Here is a 22,987-nt window from a genome sequence, read left to right as displayed (position 1 = left end):
TTTTTATTCGTTAACGGGAAGACACTCGAATTCGAGTTGGTAGGAGGGTTCCGGCTCCGGGGCCCCCTGTTCGGCGGGCGGCAGGGGTTTCTCGCCCTCGGTGAAGAGGCGCGAATCGAGCAAGCGGAAGTTCTGGGATAAATAGGTTTTCACTACCTCGGCCCGCGCGAAGGCCAGGGACTGACGCGCGTCGCCGCTGTAATTCTTTTCCGCGTAGCCGAAAATCTTGACCCGCACGTCGGGGTGAAGCCGAAGGATGGCCCCGAGTTGGTCCAGGGCGTTGAAAGCCGTTGTCAGGAAAATCACGCCGCCCGTTTCGAAGGACATGGGGGCGAACTCCCCGTCCTTGATTTGCTGCTGCAGGCGGTGGATTTTTCCTTGGAGCACCAGGGACTCGTCCAATTCGGGGAGGTCGTCCTGCCGGACGATGGGGATTTCAAGGTCCTCCAGGCCCAAATCCTCGGGGGCTTTGCGGGGAACCCAGCTTTCGGGGAGGTAAAACTGGAAGAGCAGGGCCGCGTCCGCCACCATCAGGTTTTTATTGTCGAGGGTGGCTTTGGCGAATTGGCGGGCGCCCACCTCAATCGCCAAATCGCCGAATTCCGAAAACCGCAGGCGCAGTCCCGCGCCGGCCCCCGCCGTCCACCCGGTTTGAATGATGCGTCGTCCAAAGTAATCCAAATGGTTGCGGCTGACGCCCACGTTGGCCACCACGTAAGGGGTGAAGTACCACGTCCAGGGCCAATCCCACTCGAAAAATGCGGTGATGGGTTGCAGGCGGACGCCCTGAGCGGGCTCGGTGTCGGAGGCGATGGTGTAATTGGAGAACTGCCCGCCGATCGCCGATCGGTAGGAGGTTTGGTAACCCACCCGCGCTCCGGCGGCCACGGCCTGTTTGTGGAGGTCGGTGAAATCCTTGGAGCCGAGGGGCATTCCCGCGCCCGCTTGGATGGTTACAAAAACCGGGGAGCGGTCTTCCGCGCGGGCGGCGAAGACGCCCAGAAGGGTGACCCCCCAAAGCAACGCGAGCCGTTTCATGTCAGTTCATTCCTTTCAGGGCCAGGGCCCAGCGGGCGGCCTGAATTGTGGCGCTGGGATCCGCCCCGGCGTAGGGCCGCGCGCCCTTTGACAAATCAAACGCGGTGCCGTGGCCCGGGGAGGTGCGAACAAAGGGCAGCCCGGCCGTGATGTTCACCACCGCCCGGGGGGCCGCCATTTTTAGCGGAATCATGCCCTGGTCGTGGTAGAGGCTGCCCACCAAATCGAATTCCCCGGCGGCGTGGCGGGCCCAGGCCGTGTCCGCCGGCAAGGGACCTTCCACCCGAATCCCCGCCCGGCGCAAGGCCGCCGCGGCGGGCCGGATCACGCGGATTTCCTCCCGGCCGATAAGGCCGTTGTCGCCCGCGTGGGGGTTGAGCCCCGCGAGGACCCAGCGCGGCGCGCGGATCCCCGCTTCGCGCCGCGCCCACCCGTCGACGCGCCGCACCGAATCCACGATGACTTTTTCCGTCAAGGCCCCGGGCACCCGCGCCAAGGGGAGGTGCCGCGTGATCAAAACCGTCAAAAGGCGCCGGCCGCGCGGGCCGGGGGCGCCCATCACCATCTCCACCGGGCCCGAACCCGCCAGGGCGCGCAACATTTCGGTGTGTCCCGGGAAAGGGAGCCCGGCGGCGTTCAAAGATTCCTTCGACACCGGCCCGGTCACGACCCCGGCCACCCGTCCGCTCAAGGCCAACCCGACGGCCGTGCGGATCGACAAGGCGGCGGATTCGCCCCCGATGCGCTGGGGCGCGCCCAGGACCAGAGCGGTGATCTCCGGATGGGGAACATGCAGCACATTGACCACGCCGGGACGGTCCACGTAATCGGACAGTTCCATCAGGGGTTTGACGCTCACGCGGGGGAACCGCACGTGGCGGTGGACCACCCAGGCGTCTCCGATCAAAAGAGGCCGCGCCGCCCGCCGAACGTCGGGGTCGAGAGCCGCCCGCACCGACACCCACGGCCCGCAACCCGCGGGGTCCCCGAGCGTGAAGGCGAGGAGCGGACGGTTCATCAATCGGTCAGAGGTCGGACAATTCCTCGGGTTTGACCAAAACTTTGACGTCGGCGGTTTTGCGCAGCTCGTCGGTCAACGCCTCGAAGGATTTTTGCTGGGCCGCCTGAAACAGGTAGTCCCGCAGGTCGTCCTCGGCGTCCTCGAAGGCGAGCTTTGTGGCGGCTTTCTTTTCCACCACCTGGATCAGGTGCAGGCCGAAACGGGTTTCCACGAGGTCGGAGAGCCCGCCCACCGGCAGGGCGAAGGCCGCCTTTTCGAAGGGGGGAACCATTTGGCCGCGGGCGAAAAAGCCCAAATCGCCGCCCCGGGCGCCGGTGGCCTTGTCGATGGAATGCTCTTTGGCCAAATCCCCGAACTCCGCGCCGGCTTGAATTTTCTTGCGCAGATCGCTCAATGTCTTGCGGAAGGCGGCTTTTTTATCGGCGGGCAACGCTTCCCAGCCATCCGGGCGGCCGGCGACGTCCAGAGGGCCGACCAAAATGTGCCGCGCGCGGACCCGCTCGGCGTTGCGCATGTTGAAGAACTTGGCCATGGCGTCCAAGTCCTTGGCGTCTTCCTCGGCCAGGCCGGCCAAGGTCTTGCCTTTCATTTTGTTGGTCAGACGCTCGAAAAGGGACTTCACATCGGTTTCCGTCGGTGGTTCGGTCCGGCGTTGGACCTCTTCCCGGGACAACTGGATCACGCTCAGGCGGTCCCGGATTTTGTCCTGAAATTTTTTCTCGTCCAGGCCCTCTTTAACCAACTCCTTTTTGAAAAGGGCGAGCGCCTCTTTCACGGCCGACGGGTTGGCTTTTTCCAGCTCTTTCCACGCCAAGGTCAGATCCGGGGGGGTGGCGTGTTCCGGGTCCTGCGCTCCGGCCTGGCGGCGGAGGATCGCCTGAAGTTCTTTCTGGGCCGCCGGAGACAAAAACTGGGCTTTGAACTGGAGAAGCCCCGTTTCGAATTCGCGCTGGGGCACTTTGACCTTCCGTTTCTTGGCCTCGGACAGGAGAACCTTGTCGTCGATCATTTGTTCGAAAAGTTCCCGTTGGATTTTGGCTTTGCCGGCCGCGTCCATTTTTTCCTCGGGTTGCCGTTCTTTTTGTTGTTCCTGGAAGGCGGTCCAGTTTTTCTGGAAATCGGACAGGAGGATGGTTTCTCCGTTGATGATGGCGATGGGGCGGTTGGTGAGGGTCGCGGCGACAACCCCGGTCGCGGCGGCGGACAAGAGAATGAGAGACAAGGCGTTTCGTTTCAAGGCGAATCCTCCTCGTGAAATGGCCAGAAAACTATACCAAATTGGTTGGGTCCCTCTTTCCCCGGACGGCCGCCGAAGCCGAAAAGGACCCTATTGTTCGGGGGTTTTGGTCGGGATCGAAAGATCGGCCAACGCGGCGTCGTTGGTCCGGACGGGAACGCGTCGGCGGGCGTCGGCAAACCAGGCCGAGAGGCGCTGGCTTTGAAGGGCCTGACGGATCCGCGTCTTGAGCGCGTCGTCCAGGGGTTGCTCGGACAGGCGCCGTTCGCCGGTCCGGCGGATGATGTGAAACCCGTAGGGGGACGTGACCACGTCGGACACCGCCCCTGTTTTCAACCCGGACAAGGCGTCCTCGAATTCCCCCACAAGGGAGCCGCGCAACAAATAGCCGGTGTCGCCCCCCCGGACCGCGGTGCCGGGGTCTTCCGAATGGGCCTTGGCGAGGGCCGTGAAATCCTCTTTTTTGTTTAACAGCCGCGCGTGGATGTCGTCGGCCTTCGCTCGGTCCGCCAGCAGAATGTGGCTCGCCCGGACTTCGCTCTCGGTTTTCCAGAACGCGAGGATCCCCTCGTCCGTCACGTGCAACGGCCCCCCGGGGCGGCTGAGCTTTTCCATAAAATCCGCCGTGATGAGGCGTTCGCGGTTCTCAAAATATTTTTTGTCGAGGGCCCGTTGGCCCTCCGCCCGAAGCGCTTTGAGTTCTTTGAGGCGTTGCGCCAGGCCGCCGTCGATGGGGGCTTTGGCCGCTTCCACCAACATGAGTTTGCGGCGGACGAGAAGTTCCAGCAATTCCTTCCGGCCGGCCGCCGAGGTCAGGTATTTTTGGCTGGTGAAAGGGACCCCTTGCACTTCCTTGATGAAAGCCGAAGAGCGGATGGCGTCGGGCCCGACCCGGGCCAGGGCGGGGTCGGAGCGCCCGCAGGCGGCCAAGAGCGTTCCGGCCAGGGCCGCGAGGAAAAGGGGAAATTTTAACATGGGCGGACGTTATCCTTTTTGCGGCGGTGTGTCCAGGGGGAGCGCGTCGAGGAATTCCCGGGACCAGACCGGCAAGTCCGCCGGCAACGGTTCCTCGAATCGCAGTCCCGCGCCGAGGCCGTCCGCGGGCGGAAGAAACCGAAACCGTTCGCCGTGGGCCTCGATGAGCCGCGGGATCCATTCCGGGGGCAGCCGCGCCCCGGGCGCGAAACGGAATTCCAAGGCCCCGCTTTCCAAAAGAATGTGGGTCACGTTTTTGGCGCGCGCCGCGTGGCGCAGGCGCGCCACGTCGAAGAGCCGCCGCGCCGGTTCCGGCGGTCGGCCGCAACGGTCCTCCAGTTCGGCGGCCAGGGCGTCGATGTCCCCGGGGGCGGCGTCCAATAAACGCTTGTAGAAAAGCACCCGGTCCGCCTCGGAGGGCATGAACCCCGGCGGCAGATAAGCCGAGATCGGGAGGTCCAGGGCGGGGTCGTTGACCGGCGGCGGGGCCGCGGCCCCGCCGGATTTTTGTTTTTCGATTTCCTCGGACAGCAACTGGCCGTAAAGGTCCAACCCCACGGCGTTGACGAATCCGTGCTGTTGGGGGCCGAGCAGGTTGCCCGCCCCGCGGATTTCCAAATCACGCATGGCCAATTTAAACCCCGCACCGAGCGCGGCGAATTCCTTCAAAGCGGCGAGGCGTTTTTGGGCCTCCTCGCTCAACGCCGCGTCGGGGGAATGGAACAGGAAGCAGTAGGCCTTTTGCCGTTCCCGCCCCACGCGGCCCCGCAATTGGTACAGCTGGGCGAGGCCGAAATCCTCCGCCTCCTCCACGATCAGGGTGTTCACCGTCGGGATGTCGAGGCCCGATTCGATGATGCTGGTCGCGATCAAAATGTCGAATTGGCGGTGCAGGAAGTCCCACATCACCTTCTCCATGGCCGGGCCGCTCATTTGCCCGTGGGCCAGGGCGATTCGGGCCGTGAGGCCGTGATCCCGCAGGGCGTCCGTCAGCCATTGACGCCGTTTTTCGATGGACCCCACGCGGTTGTGCACATAAAACACCTGCCCGCCCCGGCGCAACTCCTGTTCCACGGCGGCCGCCACGATTTTGGGGTCGAAGGGCCCGACGTGCGTGGCGATGGGCAGGCGTCCCTCCGGCGGCGATTCGATCACCGACAGGCCCTTGAGGCCGCCCAGGGCCGATCCCAGGGTCCGGGGGATGGGCGTGGCCGACAGGGCCAGGACGTCAACAGTGTCGCGAAAAGCTTTGATGCGCTCTTTTTGTTTGACCCCGAAGCGGTGTTCCTCGTCGATGATGATGAGGCCGAGGTCCTTGAACGCGACGTCGGGCGACAGCAGGCGGTGCGTGCCCACGGCCACGTCCACGACCCCGCGGCGGATGTCGAGGGCGATCCGCTTTTGTTCCGCCGGCTTGGAAAAGCGCGACAGCACGGCCACGCTCACCGGGTAGTCGGCGAACCGGTCGCGGAAGTTGCGCCCGTGTTGTTCGGCCAAAATCGTGGTCGGCACCAGGACGGCCACCTGCTTGCCCGCGCAGACGGCCTTGAACGCCGCGCGCAGGGCCACTTCGGTTTTCCCGTAGCCGACGTCGCCGCAGACGAGCCGGTCCATGGGCAAGGGGCGCATCATGTCGCGCTTGGTTTCCTCGATGGCGCGGGCCTGGTCGGGGGTGAGGTCGTACAGGAACGACGCCCCGAACTCCTGCTCCAAATGGGTGTCGGGGGGGAAGGCGAAACCGGGGGCCCGTTGCCGCGCGGCGGCGCGGGCCAGGAGCTCCCGAGCCATCTCGGCGACGGCGGCCTCGACCTGGGCTTTGGAACGGTCCCAGGCGGAGGTGTCGAGGGAGGACAACACCGGCCGCTTGCCCTCGGTGCCGATGAACTTGCGCACCTGGCGGAATTCGAACAGAGGGACGAACACCCGGTCGCCGCCTTTGTATTCGAGCCGGAGGTAATCGCTTTCGGTGCCGCCGGCGTTTTTGTGTTCGAGGGTCACGTAGCGGCCGATGCCGAAGCGCTCGTGCACGACGTAGTCGCCCTTCCGCAGTTCGGCCACGCCCTGGAGGGCCGCGCCCCCCACAAATTTGGGCAGGCGCAGGCGTCGCCGGGCCCGGCCGAAGATTTCCCCGTGGGCCAGAACCGCCCTTTTTTCCCTTTGGTCGAGGAACCCCCGCGTCAAAGGGCCCAGCGGCAGATCGATGCGGCGGCTTTCGAAATCGGCGGCGAGGCCGCGGTTTTCCAGGAGAAGGAGCTCTTCAAGCCGCTCTTGTTCGCCCGCGTTGTGGCAGAACACCCGGACGGTCCAGCCGTCGTTCAGCCAGCCGCGGATTTCTTTGGCCAAGAAGTCCATTCGCCCCGCGACCGGCGGGGCGGGCGCGAAGCGGTCCGCCCCGGAGGGGGCCAGCGGGTCGTGGACCACGCGCCGGCCCGCCCAGGCGAGGGGCCGGTCGGCCGCGGGGCGAGACTCGAAGAGCAGGCCCGCGGGTCCCAAGTAATCGAGGAGCCCGGCGTCGCCGTCGGCCAGCCGCGCGGGCCCGACGCGGACTTCGTCCAACAGGTCGGTGGAACGTTGGGTCGTCAGGTCGATTTTTCGCAGGGATTCGATTTGGTCGAAGGGCCACAGGGCCCGAACGGGGCCCTCGGCCCCCGGGGCCCAGAGGTCCAGCACTTCGCCCCGGACGGCCACTTCCCCCGGGCGTTCCACCGTGTCCACCCGTTCGTAACCGTGCGTGAGGGCGTGGGCAAAAAAAGCGTCGCGATCCAGGCGGTCGCCGCGCCGCAGGACGCGGTGGGCGGCCGCGAAAGCCGCCGGCGGGGGACAGCGCCCGTCCAACGCGTCGCGCGGGGCCACCAGCGCCCGCGACCGCCCCGCGGTCCAGTCGGAGAGGGCGGCCAGCCGTTCCTCATCGTCTTCCGAAAAAAGAACGGCCGTCGGGGCGTCGGGGGTCCGCTCGCGGCCCAACGCCGCGAGATCGTCGGCCAGAAGCCCCGCGGACTCTTCGGTGGGCGTCACGAACAGCACCGGGCCGCCGGGGGCGGACAACAGGTGTTCCAACGCCCAGGCGGCCTCCGCCCCGCCGGGCAGAGGGCCCGGGGCGAGTTCAAGGGTTGGCGCCTTGGTTTGGGTCATGGGTTCCGTGATCCCCTCGCTCCGGTCCTGGTTTCCGGGCGAGCGCCCTCCAACCCTTTCCGCGCCTCCCACGGCTTGGTCATTTCCGTTCGAAGAGGGAGACGCTTTCGATGTGCGCGGTTTGGGGGAAGAGGTCGACCGGGACGCTTTTCTGGAGGAGATAGCCGCCGGTCGACAAGTAAGCGGCGTCGCGGGCGAGGGTGCCCGGGTCGCAGGACACGTAGACCACCCGGCGGGGGGCGGCCTTCATCACGGCTTTGAGCACGGTGCGCTCGCACCCCGCCCGGGGCGGGTCGAGCACCACCACCGTTGGCGCGTCCGGCAAAAGACGCCGGGCCAACACCAGCTCGCAGCGGCCTTGGCGAAATCGCAGGTTGTCGATGCCGTTCAGGGCGAGGCTCCCGATGCCGTCGCGGACGGCGCGGTGGTTTTCCTCAACGGCCCAGACCGTTTTCGCGCGGCGCGCGATGAGTTGGCCCATGGCCCCCACCCCGGCGTAAAGTTCCCAAACCACATCCGCGGGCCCGGCGGCGGCCATGTCGACGGCGAGCCCGTAGAGTTTTTCCGCCATGGCGTGGTTCACCTGGAAAAACGCTCCCGGCGAAAGGCGGAAACGCAAACCCAGAAGCGATTCCTCGAGATGGTCTTTGCCGCCCAAATGGACCCACCGCGGTCCCAGGACCACGTTGCCCTCCCGGTCGTTCACGTTGTGGAAGACCGCCGTCACGAAGGGGAGGGCCTTCTTCAAATCCCGGGCGAAGGTCGACAGCGCCGGGGCCCGTTCCGAGGTGGTGACCAGGGCGACCAAGACGTCCCGGGCCGCGGTCCGGACGAGCAGGTGGCGCGCCCCGCCCCGGCCCGTCCGCGCGTCGTAAAGAGGGAGGTGCGTCCGCTCCGCCCAGCCGCGGACGGCCCGCACCACCGCCACGGAACGTTCGTCCTGCACCGGGCAGTCGTCAAAGGGCACCACGGTGTGGGACCCCGGGGCGTAAAACCCCGCGACCACCCTGTGGCCGGACCGCGCGAGAGGGACCTGCACTTTGTTGCGGTATCGCCAAGCGGCCTCGGGACTGTCGGCCCCCACGGTGGGGAGCACGTTCGGCCGGGGGATTTTGGCGATCCGTTGAAAGGTTTCCGACAGGAGATTCCGTTTGGCGTCGATTTGGGCCGGGTAGGCCAGGTGCTGCCAATCGCAACCGCCGCAGACGTCGGCGGGGGCCCGCCCGGGACGGAAAAAATGGGGGCAACGCGGTTCCACGCGGTCGGGGCCGGGGGCGACGAGGGAGGCGATCCCCGCGCGGGCGAAACTCTTTTCATTTTTGATTCGGTCCAGGACGGCCCGGTCCCCGGGCGCCCCGTGGGCCACGAACACCACCCGCCCGGGGCGGCCCTCGCCTTCGGGCGGCAGGCGGCCCACGGCCTCGCCGCCCAGGGACAGTCGCTCCAAAGCGATGTCGGGAAGGGTCACAAAAAAATCAGAGGAATTTTTCGAGGGCCTGTCGGCCCGTCATGCCGACGGTCACGCCCAGGGCGGCGGCCGAGGCGCTCACGTCCGTGACGGTTTTCACGAGCAACTCGTCGACGTCTTTGACGCCCCGGACGACGGCCGCCGCGCATTGAAATTTGTCGGCCGACCGGATGTCGAGGAACCCGCACATGACGAACCCGTTCGCGGCCCGGGCCACGAGCAGAGGGGCGCCGGGCAAGGCGATGTGGTGCGCGCTGGCGCGGCCTTCGAAAAGGGAGGATTCGGTATGGTTCATATTGTTACAACTTTGTTACAGAGTCTTAAGAGCACATTCTGGAACGGGGATTATACTAATTCCTGCATGGGCTCCCTCCGAGCTATTTTTAGCGGCGCGCTGAGCGCCGCCTACTTTTTCACGAACGTGGCCGCCGCGCACGCGGGCGAAACGGGTTTTTGGGAACAGCGCCGCGCCGCCCGGCGGCCCGACCGCGACGCGGGGTTGTTCGCCGCCACCGGCGCGGCCGCGTCTTTGCCGTTCGACCGTCTTTTCGGCGAGGGAGCAACCTCCTCCCAACCCTCGCCGAAAATTTTGAACACCCCGCTCGGGCCGGACCTGGGCGCCGCCCTCCAGCCCTTCGGGGCCGTGGGGGACGTTCGCGCGGGGGCGCCGGGGGCTCCCCTCGTTGTGCTCATCCAAGACGTGCACACCGAAGACGCCGCGCAGGTGAACATCGGTCGTCTGTTGGGGGCCCTCGCGGAAAAAGGGGTGACCACCGCCGCCCTGGAGGGCGCCTGGGTCCCCTTGGAGACCGAACGCTTCCGTCGACATCCCAGCCCCCCGCACCTCGCGCGCGCCGCCGAATATTTCCGCGCGGAAGGGTACCTGAGCGGCCCCGAATGGGCGGCCCTCGCGTTGCCCCAAGCGCCGGCCCTGACCGGCGTCGAGGACAAGGCGCTCTACTACGACAACGTGCGCGTCGCCCGGCGCTGCGTGGCCGAGGGCCCGCGCGCCCGGGCCGCCGTGGAGGATTTGCGCCGACGGCTCGCGCCCCTTAAGAAGCGCGTTTACACACCGGCCCTGGTGGATTGGGACGCCCGACGCGCGGATTTCCACGCCGGCCGAGGGAAAATCGGCGATTACGCCCGTTTCCTGGCGCCGCACGCGACCGGTCCGTCGCTGCGGATGTTCATCGAAGCCCTGGACGCCGAAGCCCGACTGGACTTTGCCCGCGCCGAAAGGGAACGCCGCCGCGTCCTCGAGCAACTGACGGCCCGATCGTCCCCCGAGGACCTCACCGCTCTTTTGCGCGAAGCCCAAAGCCACCGCGCCGGGGCGCTCACGGCGGGGGAGTTCAACGAACGGTTGCGCCGCGCCCAAGCGCGCGCCGGGCTTGACCCGCGGGACACCCCCGCTTTCGCCGCTTATCTGGACTACGTCGCGCGGGTGGAATCCATCCAGCGGGCCCGCCTTTTGGACGAGCTGCTCGCCGCCGAGAAAGCCGCCGGCCGGGCCTTGGCGCCCGGCGCGGATCAACGTCGGCTCATGGACCTGGCGAACGATGTCGACCTCCTCGCGCGTTTGACCGAGAGCGCGATGACGCCGTCCGATTGGGCGGCCTACGCCGAGCGCCGCCGGGACATCGCGGCCTTGGGACCGCGGGTGGCCGCCTTCGCGGGGGCGGCGGTGGCGTCTTTGCCGGATTGGGCGCCCTTTGAGGCGTTCTGTGAAAAGGCCCTCGCCCGCAACGACGCCTTGGTGGCCAACACGCTGCGGCTTTCCCGACGGGGCCACCCGCGGACCCTGGCCCTGGTGGCGGGGGGATTTCACACAGAAGGGATTTTGGCTCGCCTCAAGGCGGCCGGGGCTTCCGTGGCCGTGGTCACGCCACGGTTTGACAAGGCGACCTCCCCACCGCTCGACGTTTTCGCGCGCGACCCGTTGCCCCTCGAGAAAATTTTTGCCGGGCAGCGCATCAACCTGCCCCGGGCGCGGGTGTTGGTGCCGCTGGAGGCCCTGGACCCTTCCATCGACGGGCCACGGGCCGCGGGGGTTCAAGCGGCGCTCTTGCCCACGGCCGACGCCCTCGCACAAAAGGACGGTGCCCCGACGATGGCCGGGGCGGAGGCGCCGGCCGTGACGGTGGCTTTGGACGCCGCTGGCCAACCCCGTTTCTCGCCGATCGATGACGGCGGCGTGGCCGGGGTTTTGGCCCGGCTCGGAAAGGTCGCGCGGGAATGGGGGTCCGGTTCCGCCACACCGAAGGCGGATCCCATTCGGGGGATGGCCGCCCGTTGGTTGTGGGAGGTCCCCCCCGGACCGTTGCGGACGGCGGTTTTAACGGATCGTGAAGAGCCTTTATTGGCCGGGTTGTCGGACGCCCTGGCGCTCACCGGGCACCGGGTCGCCCCCGACAGCCGGGAGGAACGTCTCGGCGTCGGCCGCCCCGTCGCGGATTGGATGTCGTCGGCCTCTTTCGACGTGGCCGTGGTGGACGTCGAGAGCGTGGACCCCGTTTGGTTGCGCGCCGCCGCGAGCGCCATAAAGAGCAACGGCGTCTTGGCGATCGTGTTGCCCGGCGGCACCGAGGCCGACGCCGTCCACCGAATGAGTGAGCTTCGGGCGGTCCTGGACCCCCTGCCGTTGGCACCCGCCGAGGGAGGGAAACGGTTCGGTTTTGAGATCGGCTCGACCTCTCTGCCCGGCGACTATCCCGTTCGGTCCGGCGGGCGCGACGGCACCGCTTACATCGTGCGTCGAAAGCCCGTGCCGCCGCCGCCGCTCGTCATCGCCTCGGATGTTCTCGGGCCCCGCGTTCAACGCTTTGACTTATTCGTTCATCAAAAAGTGAATCCCGGCAATCGGCCTTTGACGGTCTTGGAGGGGGCGGGGGGCAACGACATCGTCCGTCCTTTTTTGAGCCTCAACCCGGGGCGGTTGTTCGCCGTCACGCGCGACCCCCGTTTCCGCGACGTTCCCGAGATCCGGGCTCAATTAACGAGGCCGTTGTCGACCGGAGAACGCAAGATCCTCGACCGCTATGTCAAGTCCAAAGGGGTTCTCGGGTGGTCGACGGCCTTCGAGGTGGAGGGCGTTCCTTTCGGACTGGCTTTGAGGGCCGAACTTCGAGGCCTCGGCGTGGACCCCGCGCGCGCGGAGGTCTCGGGCAGCGCCGTGAAAACGGGCGCCCTGGTGGTCCGTTTCCCGTGGCGACACCCCACCGAACACGAAGAAACGACGCGGGCAATCATTTATTGGCGCGGGGACATCACCGACCCCTCGACCTTCGAAGGGTTGTTGGAGTCCTACGACGCCTCGATCGACGTGTACCGCCATTCCGCGGCCATGGACGTGCCCGCGGTGGACTACCCGCGGGGGGAATCGTCCTTCCTTAATTTCATCGCCCGGCGCGAAGCCGCCCGCCGGAACGGGACGCTGACTTTCGTCACCGGGGACGTGGCCGCCATCGGCAACGATTTCAGCGATCACGCCCATCAATTCCCCGTGCCCGGGACGCGGTTGATCCCCCGGTCGGATTTCGAGACCGCCGTGCCCAAAGGGGAGCGGGAATCGTGGAGCCCCGGTGTGGCCTACGGCACTTATCAAAACATTCGCACCCTGGCGTTGGGCGGTCCGATTTCGACCCCGGGCGAAGAAGGCGTTGTTGCCCCGGCGTTCCGCGCCCGGCCTCTCTTCGTTTTCGACGGCTTGTTTGAGCGGTGGAAATCCCGGGGGGGCGGGTGGTACGCCGCCTATGTTTTTCTCGCGGTGCTGGTGGCGCCGGTGGTCGAGGAGTATCTTTTCCGACATCTGGTTTTTGGCGGCGCGTTGGAGGCGGTGGTGCGCGCGGTCGCCGGGGAGGTCCCCGGCGTGCGGGAAACCGCTTTTGCTTTGGGGGTTCTTTTGAGCGTCCCCCTTTTCGCCCACCTGCACGAAGGGGTGGAGCGTTGGGCCCGGCGGGACCGGGTCGCTCTTTATCCTGAAGAAGAATCCATAGCCGAAACCACGCGGCTCGCGGTGCGTTACATCGGGGGTGCCTTCGCGGCGATCTTCTATTTTGCGGCGCCGGGAGCCGCGTTTGTCCAGGGGCTTGGCGCCCTGGCCCCGGGTGTTTTTGGCTCGGCCGTTGGATCGGCCCTGGCCCTCAATGTGCTGCCCCTCGTGGGTTTGGTCGGCCTCAACACCCTGTTTCACATCGGCTGGAACCTGGCGGGATTGGTGTGGAACGATTGGGCGGGTCCGCGGTTGTTCAATTCTCTCCGGCGGGTGCCGATGTTGTCGTTGATCGTGCGGCCGGGTCCCGCGGTCTCCACGGACGGGGCGGTCACCGACCAGCGTCCGGTTCAGGCGGGACTGCTGCACCCCGCGATGGTGAAATATCGGACGGCCACCCGCCGTCACATCAACCCGGACAACCGCCCCACCACCGTTCTTTACGGCGGCGCGGGGGCCGATGTGTCCGGCGCCCTGTTGGACACCAACGGATCCCTGTTTTATTTCTTGGACACCTACGGCCCTTTGACGGTGGAGGATTTGAACGCCCTGAAAAATCCACCGGCCAATGCCGCCGCTTACGCGGATTTCGCCAAGGAATACCGGCGTCTTAAGAAGCGCAACGGGTACACCCCCGTGGGCCAATTGCAAACCGTGTTGCAGCGGGGTTGGGCCCTTCGCACTGAATTGGCGGACATGGGGGTGGATCTGGAAAGCTTCACGGCCGAGGAATACCACGGCCGACCTTCTTTGGCGTTTTCCTGGGCTTACGCCGGGCAGTCGTCGCGCCGCCGCCGATTGGTTTTCGTCAACGCCAATTTATTCCGCCCGGAAACCTACCAAGACGTCCTGGGGCGCGGCGTGGATGTCTATCTGCAACGGGCCGCGCTGACCGTTCCCAATGAATACAAACACCCGCCGACCTTCTTGCGGGACATCGCGGCGGTGATGTCCCCCGGCGGGGTGATGGCGACCGATGACGTTTCGGTGGATAGCATGGGCAGCCACGCGGACCATCGGGCCGAATTCCCGCTCGCGATGCCGATCTCGCGGATGCCGGGGGAGGAACGGTTGTTCGCCGATGTCCAAGCCGCCCTCCGGGAGGGGCGCGCGGGGTCGCCCGTCCCCGAGCTCTCCGGCTACGGCAATCGGCTGAACATCCGCTTCGCCCCTTTCGGAAAAATCCCCCTGTCGCGCCCCTCCGCCGCGCCGGGTTCCCCGCCTCGGTCGGCGGGCCAATCTCCGGTCACCCAGAATAAATTGTTGGCGACGCCCTTCGTGGAGCACGATTTGGCGGTTCGCGCGGTGGTCAACCCCCGCCGCGCGGACACCACGGTCCTTTACGGGGGCGCCGGCGCCGACGTGACGAACGTGATGTTGACCTGGGACCCGGCCCGGGTCTACATGATCGCGCCTTACCCGGGTTTGACCGTGGAATCGCTGCGCGCCGCTCTCTCCGAGGGGCCTCCACCCATCGACACGGTGTACAGCCGAGAAAAATTCTCGGTGGGTTATTCCCGACGGACTTTTTTGAGCGCGCCCCCCAACGTGGCCCTGGCGATCGCCATTGAAATCGCGGCGTTGGATGTGCCCTTCCAAGCGGTGGAGGTGCTGGAGGTCGGGGGCCGGCCGGCGGTTCGGTTCCCTTGGGAGGGGCGCGAACGCACGGTGGTGTTCCACGACGGTTTGTTGGAAAACACGGCGGCCTATCGGGATGTTCTTGATAAAGGATTGGACGGGTTCTACACCCGCGCGGGGATGACTTTGGCCACCGCCTATGTCGAAAAAGCCGATTTTCTTTTCGCGATTGCCGCGGTCTGCCGTCCCGGCGGGTTCTTGGTCACCGATGACGCGGCGTGGCAGGACACCTGGGTGGCGCGGGATTACGGGGCCTCCTTCCCCTTCCCCGCGGAGGAAATTCCGATCCCCCGGGAGGAGGTGTGGGGTCCCTTGATGGACGCTTGGATCGAGGATTTGTCCGGCGGCCAAATCGGCAATCGGAACGAATACCGTTACGGTTGGGGTGTGCGCGTGCGGCGGCTGACAAGTCCGGTTCAGAGCCCGCCGGCGCACCCCGCCCCGGACACGGAGGAAGATCTCAGCGATTTCGGGACGCTGGCCGTGCGGCCCGTTTCCGATGCGGAAAGTCAGAAGTACGACATTTTGTTGAACAACGAGCCGGTCGGCACGTTTCGATGGGTTCCCCAGGACGAAGGGGTTTGGTCCGTTGAAGATATGAACATTCAATTGCGTTTTCGCATGTCCCCTCGGTTCCGGGGGGCCCTGTTCCGGCATCTCGCCCGGCACGCCCCGGATCGGGAGCTTCAATTTTCGGCCGGTTTGTGGATTATGGCTTTGTACAACATGCCCCAGTATTTCGATGGGCAGGGCCTGCGCGCCATGTTTCAGAAAGACCTCCAGGCGGGAATCCCCTGGGATCACGCGCCGGCCTGGAATAGCGCGGCCTTTTTGGAACGTTTGAAGGCCGAGGGGATTCCCTTTCTGTCCAACGAAGTCCTGTCCCAATTGGTCCTTCGGGGGCGGGTGACCGAACCGCGCGGCCCGCCCGCGGGCGCCCCGACCGAGGCCGAGCGGATCGCCCGGATCCAGCGCTTCAAACCCAGCGATGTACCGATCCGGTTGTTGGCCCGCGCTTCCTCTTCCTCGGCGCTGGGACCGAACCACCGGGTGGTTGCGCTCGATGGACAAACCATCGCTTGGATGCGCCTTGAGTTGGACCGTTCCATCGTGACTTTGTCCGGCCTTCGATTGCGCCCGGGTTGGCCCTATCCGGCGGACATCGCCCGGGTGTTCGATCTCGCGCTCGCCTGGGCCCGGCGCCAGGGGGCACGGGAAATGGTTTTTAAAGACGTTCAACGTCCCGCCCAATTCAAATTGATGGAGGGACAATTCGGGCCGGGTCAAATGTCGGTCCGTTCCACCGCGGACTCCCACTGGCGGCGATTGGACCGGGAAGACTTCCGCCCCGTACTTGAGGGCCTGGCCACCAGCGCCGATCCCGCCGTTTCCCCGGGTCAATCGGTTCACTTGCGGGCGCCGTTGGAGGGAATCCTGTACCGGGGCACCACGGTTTCCCATTTGCGAAAAAATCTGGCCGAGCGGCCGGGCGGGGGCGTTCGTTTGGTGGGCGGTCGAGCCGCCTTCCACGACGCGCCGTTCTTTTCCTACAAGTGGGAGGAAGCGCGCGGGTACGCTTTCAATCGCCGATCGGGGGAAGATCCGGCCGTCGTCATCGAGGTCGGCCACGACGCCCTCGCCGCTTGGGGCGTGAATTTGCCGTCCTTGACGGACGACCACTTGCCCGCGCAATCCTTGGCCGGCGGGGTGCCCTTGGAAACGGTGCGCGCCCTCTCGGTTTACAACGAGGCCCTCGCGCGGTGGGAACGCATCACGGGGGTGGAGAAAATCCGTGCTTTTGTCTTCGCCAAGGCGGCCCCTTTGCGCGAAGTGAAGCCCCGTTCGGTCTTCGTGTCGCCGGCGTTGGAAGTCAACCCGCCCCACGAATTGGACGCCGCCATCGATCGGTTGGGGATCCGCCCCGCTTGGGACGAGCTGTCCATCGCCGTGGGGTTGGATCAAGCGTCCCGCTATTTCAACGGGCTTTACGAACGGTTGCAGGGGAAATTATCCGACCCATCGCCCTTGATACGACGGCAGGTTCGAACGGTGCTGTCGGCCCTTCCGGTGGCGGGGGGGCGGTTGTCCCGGCCGACCCAACGCCGCGAGGAGCGGCGTCTTTGGCGTCATGTGATGAGGGACCCGTTATCCGAGGAGGGACAACGCGCCCTGGAAACGTTGCGGGTTTGGGGCGGCGTTCCCACCACCGAAAGGGCCGTTTTGGTTCGGTTGCCGGATTTGGCCCCGCTGGAAGCCGCGCTGTGGGAAGCCGCCGAGCGGACGTCGGAATACGACGCCCTGGGTTTCCCCGTCCGTGCCGACATCATTGGTGGAAGCCGTTACCGGTTCTCCGAGCATCGGCCGGACGTGGATGTCCTGTTGAGTTACCAACCGGACGATCCGGTCGTGGCCAATTGGATTCAGCCCCGCACGGTCTATAACGTGTTTCTCCGGGAACTCTCGGAATCGCTGCCCGCGGGGTCCCGCGTGGAGACGGATCGTTACGGCGCCATCGTCACGTTGCGGGTCTCCGAGGAGCGGTTTGTCCGGTTCGAGTTGAATATCCACCCCCACCCGGGGTCCTCCACCGACGGGGTGACGACGGCCTTAAGAACGCTCGCTTTGTCCAGCGGCCGGGACCCGGAAGCTTTGGATCTCGAACGGGAATATTACTTGGGCGAAAATTGGGTGTCCAAATCCCGGATTTTTGACAGCGCGCCGTCGGTCCCGGGGATTTTCGAACCCTTGCGAAAGCGGGCCGCGGCGTTGCCCGAGGATCCGGGCGACACCCCCGCCATCACGCGCGAACAAATAGAAAAGAGATTGAACCGCCCAGCGAGCGTGCTGCTTTTGCCAGCGCGGTGGGTCGATCCCAAGCCGATGTTGATTCTGGAGCCCTTTCTGTCGCCTCTGCGTGGCCTGGGCCGGTCGGGGAGCGCGTTGTACGCGGGCGCGGTTCTGATTTTCAGCGCGGCCGAGGAATGGTTTTTCCGCCAACTCCTTTTGGGGGACGCCGTCGCCGGCGCGGCGCCGCTTTGGCTTGGATTTTTGGGCGAAGGGTTCGTCTACACGGGGGTCGTCCTTTTGGCTTTCGTGTTCCTCCATCCGATCCTCCGGGGCGTTGCCTCCGCTCTGTTCAACCCACCCGGCCGGAGGGTGGTTCCCCCCGAAGGTTTGATCGACACCGTTTGGCGGACGTATTTCGGGGGCCTGTTTACCGTCCTGTATTTCATGAACCCCGAGGGAATCGCGAATATTCTCGCCCACACGCTGGTGAACCTTTGGGTGATGTCCCAGCACCGGGAAGTGGCCGAAGGCCGGACGCCAAGCCGTCCCTGGCCGCTGATGTCGATCCTGATGGGAACACCCCCCGAGGCCAAACCCGCGCCCATCGCCGAGATGAAGAAAAGCCAATTCGATTTGGAGCGCTTCGTGGCCGTGGCCCGGCGATCCGCCCCGAGGGGGACCGACGCCGAGGGGCGTTCCGTTCCGGCCAAGCTGGTGGTGATGGGGGGCGATTGGGACGCGACCATGGGGCCGCCGGCGGAGGTGCGGCTGATCCTGGACCTGGGGGAAAAAGCCAACAGCGCGGAAACGGACCAGAAGATCATGATCTTCCTCAAGGATTGGTTGGCGGAATTGAAAACAACCGATGTCGTCGAATCCGCCGACACGGTGGTGGGTCCCCGCACCTATTTCCGACTGGTGTTCCCCAGCCAAGGGGGCAAGCGGGTCTGGTCCATCCCGGTTCACGTGCGGGTCGTGGCGGGGGACCCCCTGGCGGCGGCGGTGTCCGACTTGGAGTTTCAGCCCCGGGATTTTTGGGACCGGATCCGCCGCGTCCTGCGGGCCGAGTGGCTGTTCGGTAACCCCGCCGACCACGCGCGCTGGTTGAAAACTTTTCATGAGCAGAAGAAGTTGAACCGCGCGGGCGAGGTCTTTGACGCCGACCCCGCCTTCCGCGCCGCGATGGACAAATGGCGCAATCCCCGCGCGGCGGTGGCGTCGCTGGGACTCGACCGCGCGAAGGCGGTTTTGGAGGAGGCACGGGACCGACGGTTGCCGGGCACCGGCGCCCCGCCCACCCCGCGGCCGGCCGGGCCGCTGCTGCGGGAAAACCCCGACGCGGTGCGCGGTTTCTTGGATTTGCTGATGGAAGGAAGCCGCTTGGACAAAAATCTTCCCACCGCGGAATTGCCGGCGGAATTTCGGGACGCCCTGGCCGCTTTTTCCCAGGAAGGTTTCGTGGCGAACCCCTCGGGTTCGGGGCGGTGGGATTTGTTTTACCGGGGCTTTCGGCGGTACTTCCGTTTCGTGAAATTGGCGGGCGCGCCCTATTGGACCTTGGCCCTCGAATGGCGTCCCGGCTGGGGGCTGTTGTTGAGCATGACGGACGGGAAGGAAACACGGATTTTTCTGGTGAACAATTACACGGGGGCCATGGCCGCCAAGCCGACGGTGGTCCTCTCGCCCCAGGCGGCGCCGGATTTGGGCGCGGTCGCGGAAGAAACCCGTTTGCAAAACGCCCGCGTCGAGGCCTTGCGTATTTTGGAGCGCGCCGTACGCGCCGTTCGGGAGGGCCGGGAAGCGGTGGCCCGGGATGAAATCGAAAAAGACATGGACGCGTTCAACGCCTCGGCGCCACCCCTTCCCGTGGGAGCCCGCCGCAAGGGGGCCCGGGAAAGCGAGCGCCTCCTGACGCTGGTGCGGGGCGACAACCGACGGCTTAATTTTCAAAACCAATTCCTGACGGACGAGTCCGTCCGTGTGCGCTTGTTGTGGCCCCGGGGTCACCATCCCGTGGCGCTGGTCACCCGGGGGGACGGCCGGACATTGGTGTTCGCCGTGGAGCGGTATTTTGAATCCACCGATAAGAACCGGGAGATCGGCGCCCCCCCGCTGTGGGAGTTCGCGACGATGGACGAGGCGCGCCAGCGCGTGCCGCGTTATTTTGATCTGGCGGCCGGGATCGACGCCGCCTTGGCGGTCCCCGCGCCGGAGGACGTCCGCGGGCGGTTGGACGCTTTGAATGGGGCGACAGTTTTCGCCGAAACAACGTCGTTCCCCCTGTTCCGGTCGGACGGAAGCCGGGTCACGACGTTGGTCCTGCGCGCCGCCGGGGAATACGGCCTGCGTTTTGCCCTCCCCAAGTCCGGTTTGGAGTTGGTTTTGTCGGCGCGGGGGGAGAAATGGGTGTTCGCCCTGGGGCGTTTCCACCGGGCCCATCAATTCGAGGCGGTTGTGGGAACGACGGCGGGGCACACCTCCCGGGCCCAAAAAAGTCTTTTCAGCGAGGCGCTGGAGCCCCTGCTCGCCGCGCTCGGGGCGCCCGCGTTCTTGAATTATTGGGATGAGCCGCCCAAGGCGGCGGAGCTCCGGGAGGTTTTCAATCGGGCGGCGTGGACCGTCCGGACGGACAACCGGGGGCGGGTTCCGATCACCTTGCCGACGCGTTTGGGACAGCTGGGTCAGATCGACATCCCCGCCGTGTTGGTTCCCGATGCCCTTTACACCGTCAAGGTGGAATGGTTCCGGGCCGGGGGGTATGTCCTGAGCTTGGAAGGCAAGGACGGCGTCCACGCCTTCGCCCTGGGGCGGTTCCGGAGGGCGGTTTTCGCCAGGGACGATCGTCGGTCGGTCTCCGCGACGCTGTTGGGGATTTACCCCAACCGAACCGAAATGCGCGCCGCGGTCCACGCCCTTCCCTCTCTTCTTCTTCGCCGGGCGGATCTGGCGGGACGGCAGAGGATCGCCGATCCCGCGCTGATTTCGATTTTGCCTAAAGGGGGGTGGGTCCTCACCAACACCCGCGGCGGGAAATATTTGTGGGACGACCCCTTTGAGGACGTGCGCTGGCATTTCCACGGCGTGGGCGAGCGGGGCCGGGAGCACCGCGTTCGAATTCACGTTGTGGATGGGATCGGGGCCGTGTCGGTGTTTGAATACGAGGGTTCCGAGAACGTTAAATCCCGATTCAAAATCTATTCCCGTTTCACCCCCGCCGCGCGGCGGAACGGGGCCCGCGAAGTTCAAATATTCCCCCACAAGGGAGTCTATTTCCATCCCGACGAGGTCGCTCGCGCGATCGGGGGAATGAAACCGGCGGCGGCCGACCCCGCCGCCTGGGAGGGTGTTCCCGACAGTCCCGAAAAAATGCAGCGCGCTCTGGAGCGGCTGGTGATGGCGTACACCCCCCCGGCGGAGCTTCGCGGGGCCGGAGCGATGGTGTTCCCGTTGGAAGGGCCCCGGGCGACGCGGGGCCGGGGGCGTTCCTCCGGCCGTTTCCTTGTCTCACTGAACCGCAATGGGGTGGCCGGTTTTTCCGAGTTTCTGTCCCAGCGCCTCGGCGAATTCGCCGAAGTGCGCTCCCTCAACGGGGGCCGGGATCTCCACGTGATTTACCACGGCGGACAAACACGATCAACTTTCTTGGCCCACATCCGTTTGAGCCCCGGGCGGTTGTTGGACGCCCTGGTCGAATGGTCCGAAGAACTGTTGCAAATCAATTGGGACGAGCGGTTGAAACTCCAAGCCCAATTTCAGTTGAACGCCGACGCGAACGGGGACTCCGGCGTTCGCATCCTCCGCATGATCGAGCGCGCGTGGCTGGTCCGCCAATATTTCAATCGCCTGGGGCCCCTGTCCGCCCAATTCGAGCGGCCGGAGGCGGGCGAGCTCAACTACCGCTTCAAGGCCTGGTCCTACGTGAACAGCGACGCTTTCCTTTCTTCGGAAAAGAAGTTGCGGGCCATCCTCGCCCGAATAAAAACCGTCTTGACCGATAGCGACAAGGCGGAATACGAAAAACGCTTGCTCGCCAAGGTCCGGAGCCAAAAGCCCCTCTCCGCCATCGCCGGTAAAGTCCTTGCGGCGGGGACGATGATTTTGATGGGAAGCAACGCCCTCGGCGCCGAGACCGCCCTCGCCGTTTCCCCGGAACCGTTGGGGATTTTGGTGTCGGCCGGGGCGGCCCTCTTGGTTTGGGCCGCGGTGTCGGTCGGTCGTCGGGTGATGGGCGCTTTGAAGGGGGCGGTGGTCCCGCCGCCCCCCCTGGCGGAACGCACCGTCCCGCTGGACAACCAAACCGTGGCCGCGTTGTTGGCCGATATGTCCCCCGGCCCCCGCGACATGGCCCCGTTGGAAGTGTCGATCGATTGGCGGCGGGTGCCGACCGCGGCCCGGCGCGAGGACCCGGCGCCCCTCCCCAGCGATCGGGTCGAGGAACTGGACGCCCTGGCCCGGGGGGACGCGCGGGTGTTGAGCGGGTGGACGGGGCCGGACCTCGAGGAGAGATTGACCGAGGTGTCCCAAGCCGCTCTCGCGCGCGCCGCCGAAGGCGACCGATCGGCCTGGATCGCCGGCGCCGCTCTGGGCGCGCGGGATGGGCTTCGTCCCGAAAGGGCGGCGGCCCGGCTGCGCTGGTCGGTGGCCGCCTGGGCGGCGGCGGTCAAGGAGCGGCCCGCCGCGGACCGAACGCGAATGTTGGCGGCCTTTGAAAAGGGCTACAACGCCCTCCGCCGCGAGGTCCTGCGGGCGCGGGCGGTCGGCGCGGCGGTTCTGGGGCGCGACGCGGTGGTCGACCTGACGCCCCTCTTCGAACCGGGGGCCGAAGAGGCCCGCGCCGTCATCGGGCCGATGGTGGCGATTTTGTTGAGCCGGTTGCGGTCGACGCCGGAGGCCCGCGCGACCTTCGTCGTGCGGACGCCGGTGGACCGAGGGACGGTGGAGAAATCGCTCGCGGCTTTGGTGCCCGGCGGGGCCGCCGCGCCGCGCGCGACCCTTCTCTTGGCGTCCGAAAAAGAAGGCGCGTCCCATTTGATTGGCGGGCGGTTCTCGGTGGCGATCTACACGGAGAAACGCGGCCGGCCGGGGTCCTTGGCCCTCGTCGGGTTTACCCCCGACACCCTGGCGGAAAGCATGGAGACCGTGGCGGCCCTGGGCGCGCGGCTGGTGCCGTTCGTAAAACCGCTCGGCGACGAATTGGAAAACGCCCTTCGTCAAATCCGTTTCCTTTCGGTCAACGCGTAGGGGCGGGGTCGGGATTGACGCTGCCTCCGGGGGTTGATAGACTTCTCCTTCTCCGATGAAACGACTCCTTAACGAAACCTACGACATCGTTCGGTACCGCGGCGGTTCCGGCCATTGGTCCTATTTGTTGCACCGCCTCACGGGCCTCGGCGTTCTGCTGTTCCTCTGTGTCCATATCATTGACACGGTCCTCATCGGTTGGGGCCCGGAGCTCTTCAACAAAGTCATTTCGGTTTACCGCCATCCCTTTTTTCGTGTCAGCGAGATCTTCCTTTTCGGGGCGGTCCTTTACCATTCCCTGAACGGGGTGCGGATCACCTTGGTGGACCTCTGGCCCGGCGCCACGCGTCGACACCGTCTCTGGGCGCACCTCACCTGGGGGGTCTTCGTGGCCGGCATGATTCCGGTTGTTCTTATCATGTGGCACCACTGGCGGGAGGCCCGTCCGTGAGCCTGTCT

At 66.0% G+C, this 22,987-nt stretch carries 9 protein-coding genes; 2 read left to right on the top strand and 7 right to left on the bottom strand.

The features are described from left to right. Nucleotides 1–3: 3 nt before the first annotated feature. The 7 genes from IPI56_09085 to IPI56_09055 form a co-directional block, all read right to left on the bottom strand. Entirely contained in the window at nt 4–1,038 is a 1,035-nt protein-coding gene (locus IPI56_09085; GenBank protein MBK7545879.1) for an OmpA family protein, read from the bottom strand. Nucleotide 1,039: 1 nt separating this feature from the next. Next, the gene (locus tag IPI56_09080; GenBank protein ID MBK7545878.1) at nt 1,040–2,056 is read right to left on the bottom strand and encodes a 4-hydroxythreonine-4-phosphate dehydrogenase PdxA; all 1,017 of its coding nucleotides are present in this window, start codon (nt 2,054–2,056) and stop codon (nt 1,040–1,042) included. Nucleotides 2,057–2,063: 7 nt separating this feature from the next. Continuing rightward, nucleotides 2,064–3,296, bottom strand: a complete 1,233-nt coding sequence (locus tag IPI56_09075; protein MBK7545877.1) for a peptidylprolyl isomerase — start codon at nt 3,294–3,296, stop codon at nt 2,064–2,066. A 90-nt stretch (nt 3,297–3,386) separates the two neighbouring features. Further along, on the bottom strand, nt 3,387–4,271 hold the full coding sequence (locus IPI56_09070; GenBank protein MBK7545876.1) for a peptidylprolyl isomerase: 885 nt from the start codon (nt 4,269–4,271) through the stop codon (nt 3,387–3,389). Between the two features lie 9 nt (nt 4,272–4,280). Further along, nucleotides 4,281–7,403 carry a transcription-repair coupling factor gene (gene mfd, locus IPI56_09065; GenBank protein MBK7545875.1) on the bottom strand — a complete coding sequence of 1,041 codons (3,123 nt, stop codon included), beginning with the start codon at nt 7,401–7,403 and terminating at the stop codon, nt 4,281–4,283. A 79-nt stretch (nt 7,404–7,482) separates the two neighbouring features. After that, nucleotides 7,483–8,871, bottom strand: a complete 1,389-nt coding sequence (rlmD, locus tag IPI56_09060; GenBank protein MBK7545874.1) for a 23S rRNA (uracil(1939)-C(5))-methyltransferase RlmD — start codon at nt 8,869–8,871, stop codon at nt 7,483–7,485. A gap of 7 nt (nt 8,872–8,878) precedes the next feature. Beyond that, nucleotides 8,879–9,166, bottom strand: a complete 288-nt coding sequence (locus tag IPI56_09055; GenBank protein ID MBK7545873.1) for a DUF1805 domain-containing protein — start codon at nt 9,164–9,166, stop codon at nt 8,879–8,881. A 66-nt stretch (nt 9,167–9,232) separates the two neighbouring features. On the opposite strand from IPI56_09055, the gene IPI56_09050 reads away from it, so the two are divergent. Together IPI56_09050 and sdhC are read left to right on the top strand one after the other, a co-directional pair. Continuing rightward, nucleotides 9,233–22,528 carry a hypothetical protein gene (locus IPI56_09050; protein MBK7545872.1) on the top strand — a complete coding sequence of 4,432 codons (13,296 nt, stop codon included), beginning with the start codon at nt 9,233–9,235 and terminating at the stop codon, nt 22,526–22,528. A gap of 55 nt (nt 22,529–22,583) precedes the next feature. Then, a complete protein-coding gene (gene sdhC, locus IPI56_09045; GenBank protein ID MBK7545871.1) occupies nt 22,584–22,979 on the top strand; it encodes a succinate dehydrogenase, cytochrome b556 subunit in 396 nt (131 codons plus the stop codon). Nucleotides 22,980–22,987: the final 8 nt, after the last annotated feature.

The organism is Elusimicrobiota bacterium (assembly GCA_016706425.1).
GTDB lineage: Bacteria > Elusimicrobiota > Elusimicrobia > FEN-1173 > FEN-1173 > JADJJR01.
Note: the sequence above shows the minus strand (reverse complement) of the source record. Positions and strands in the feature narration are given on the sequence as shown.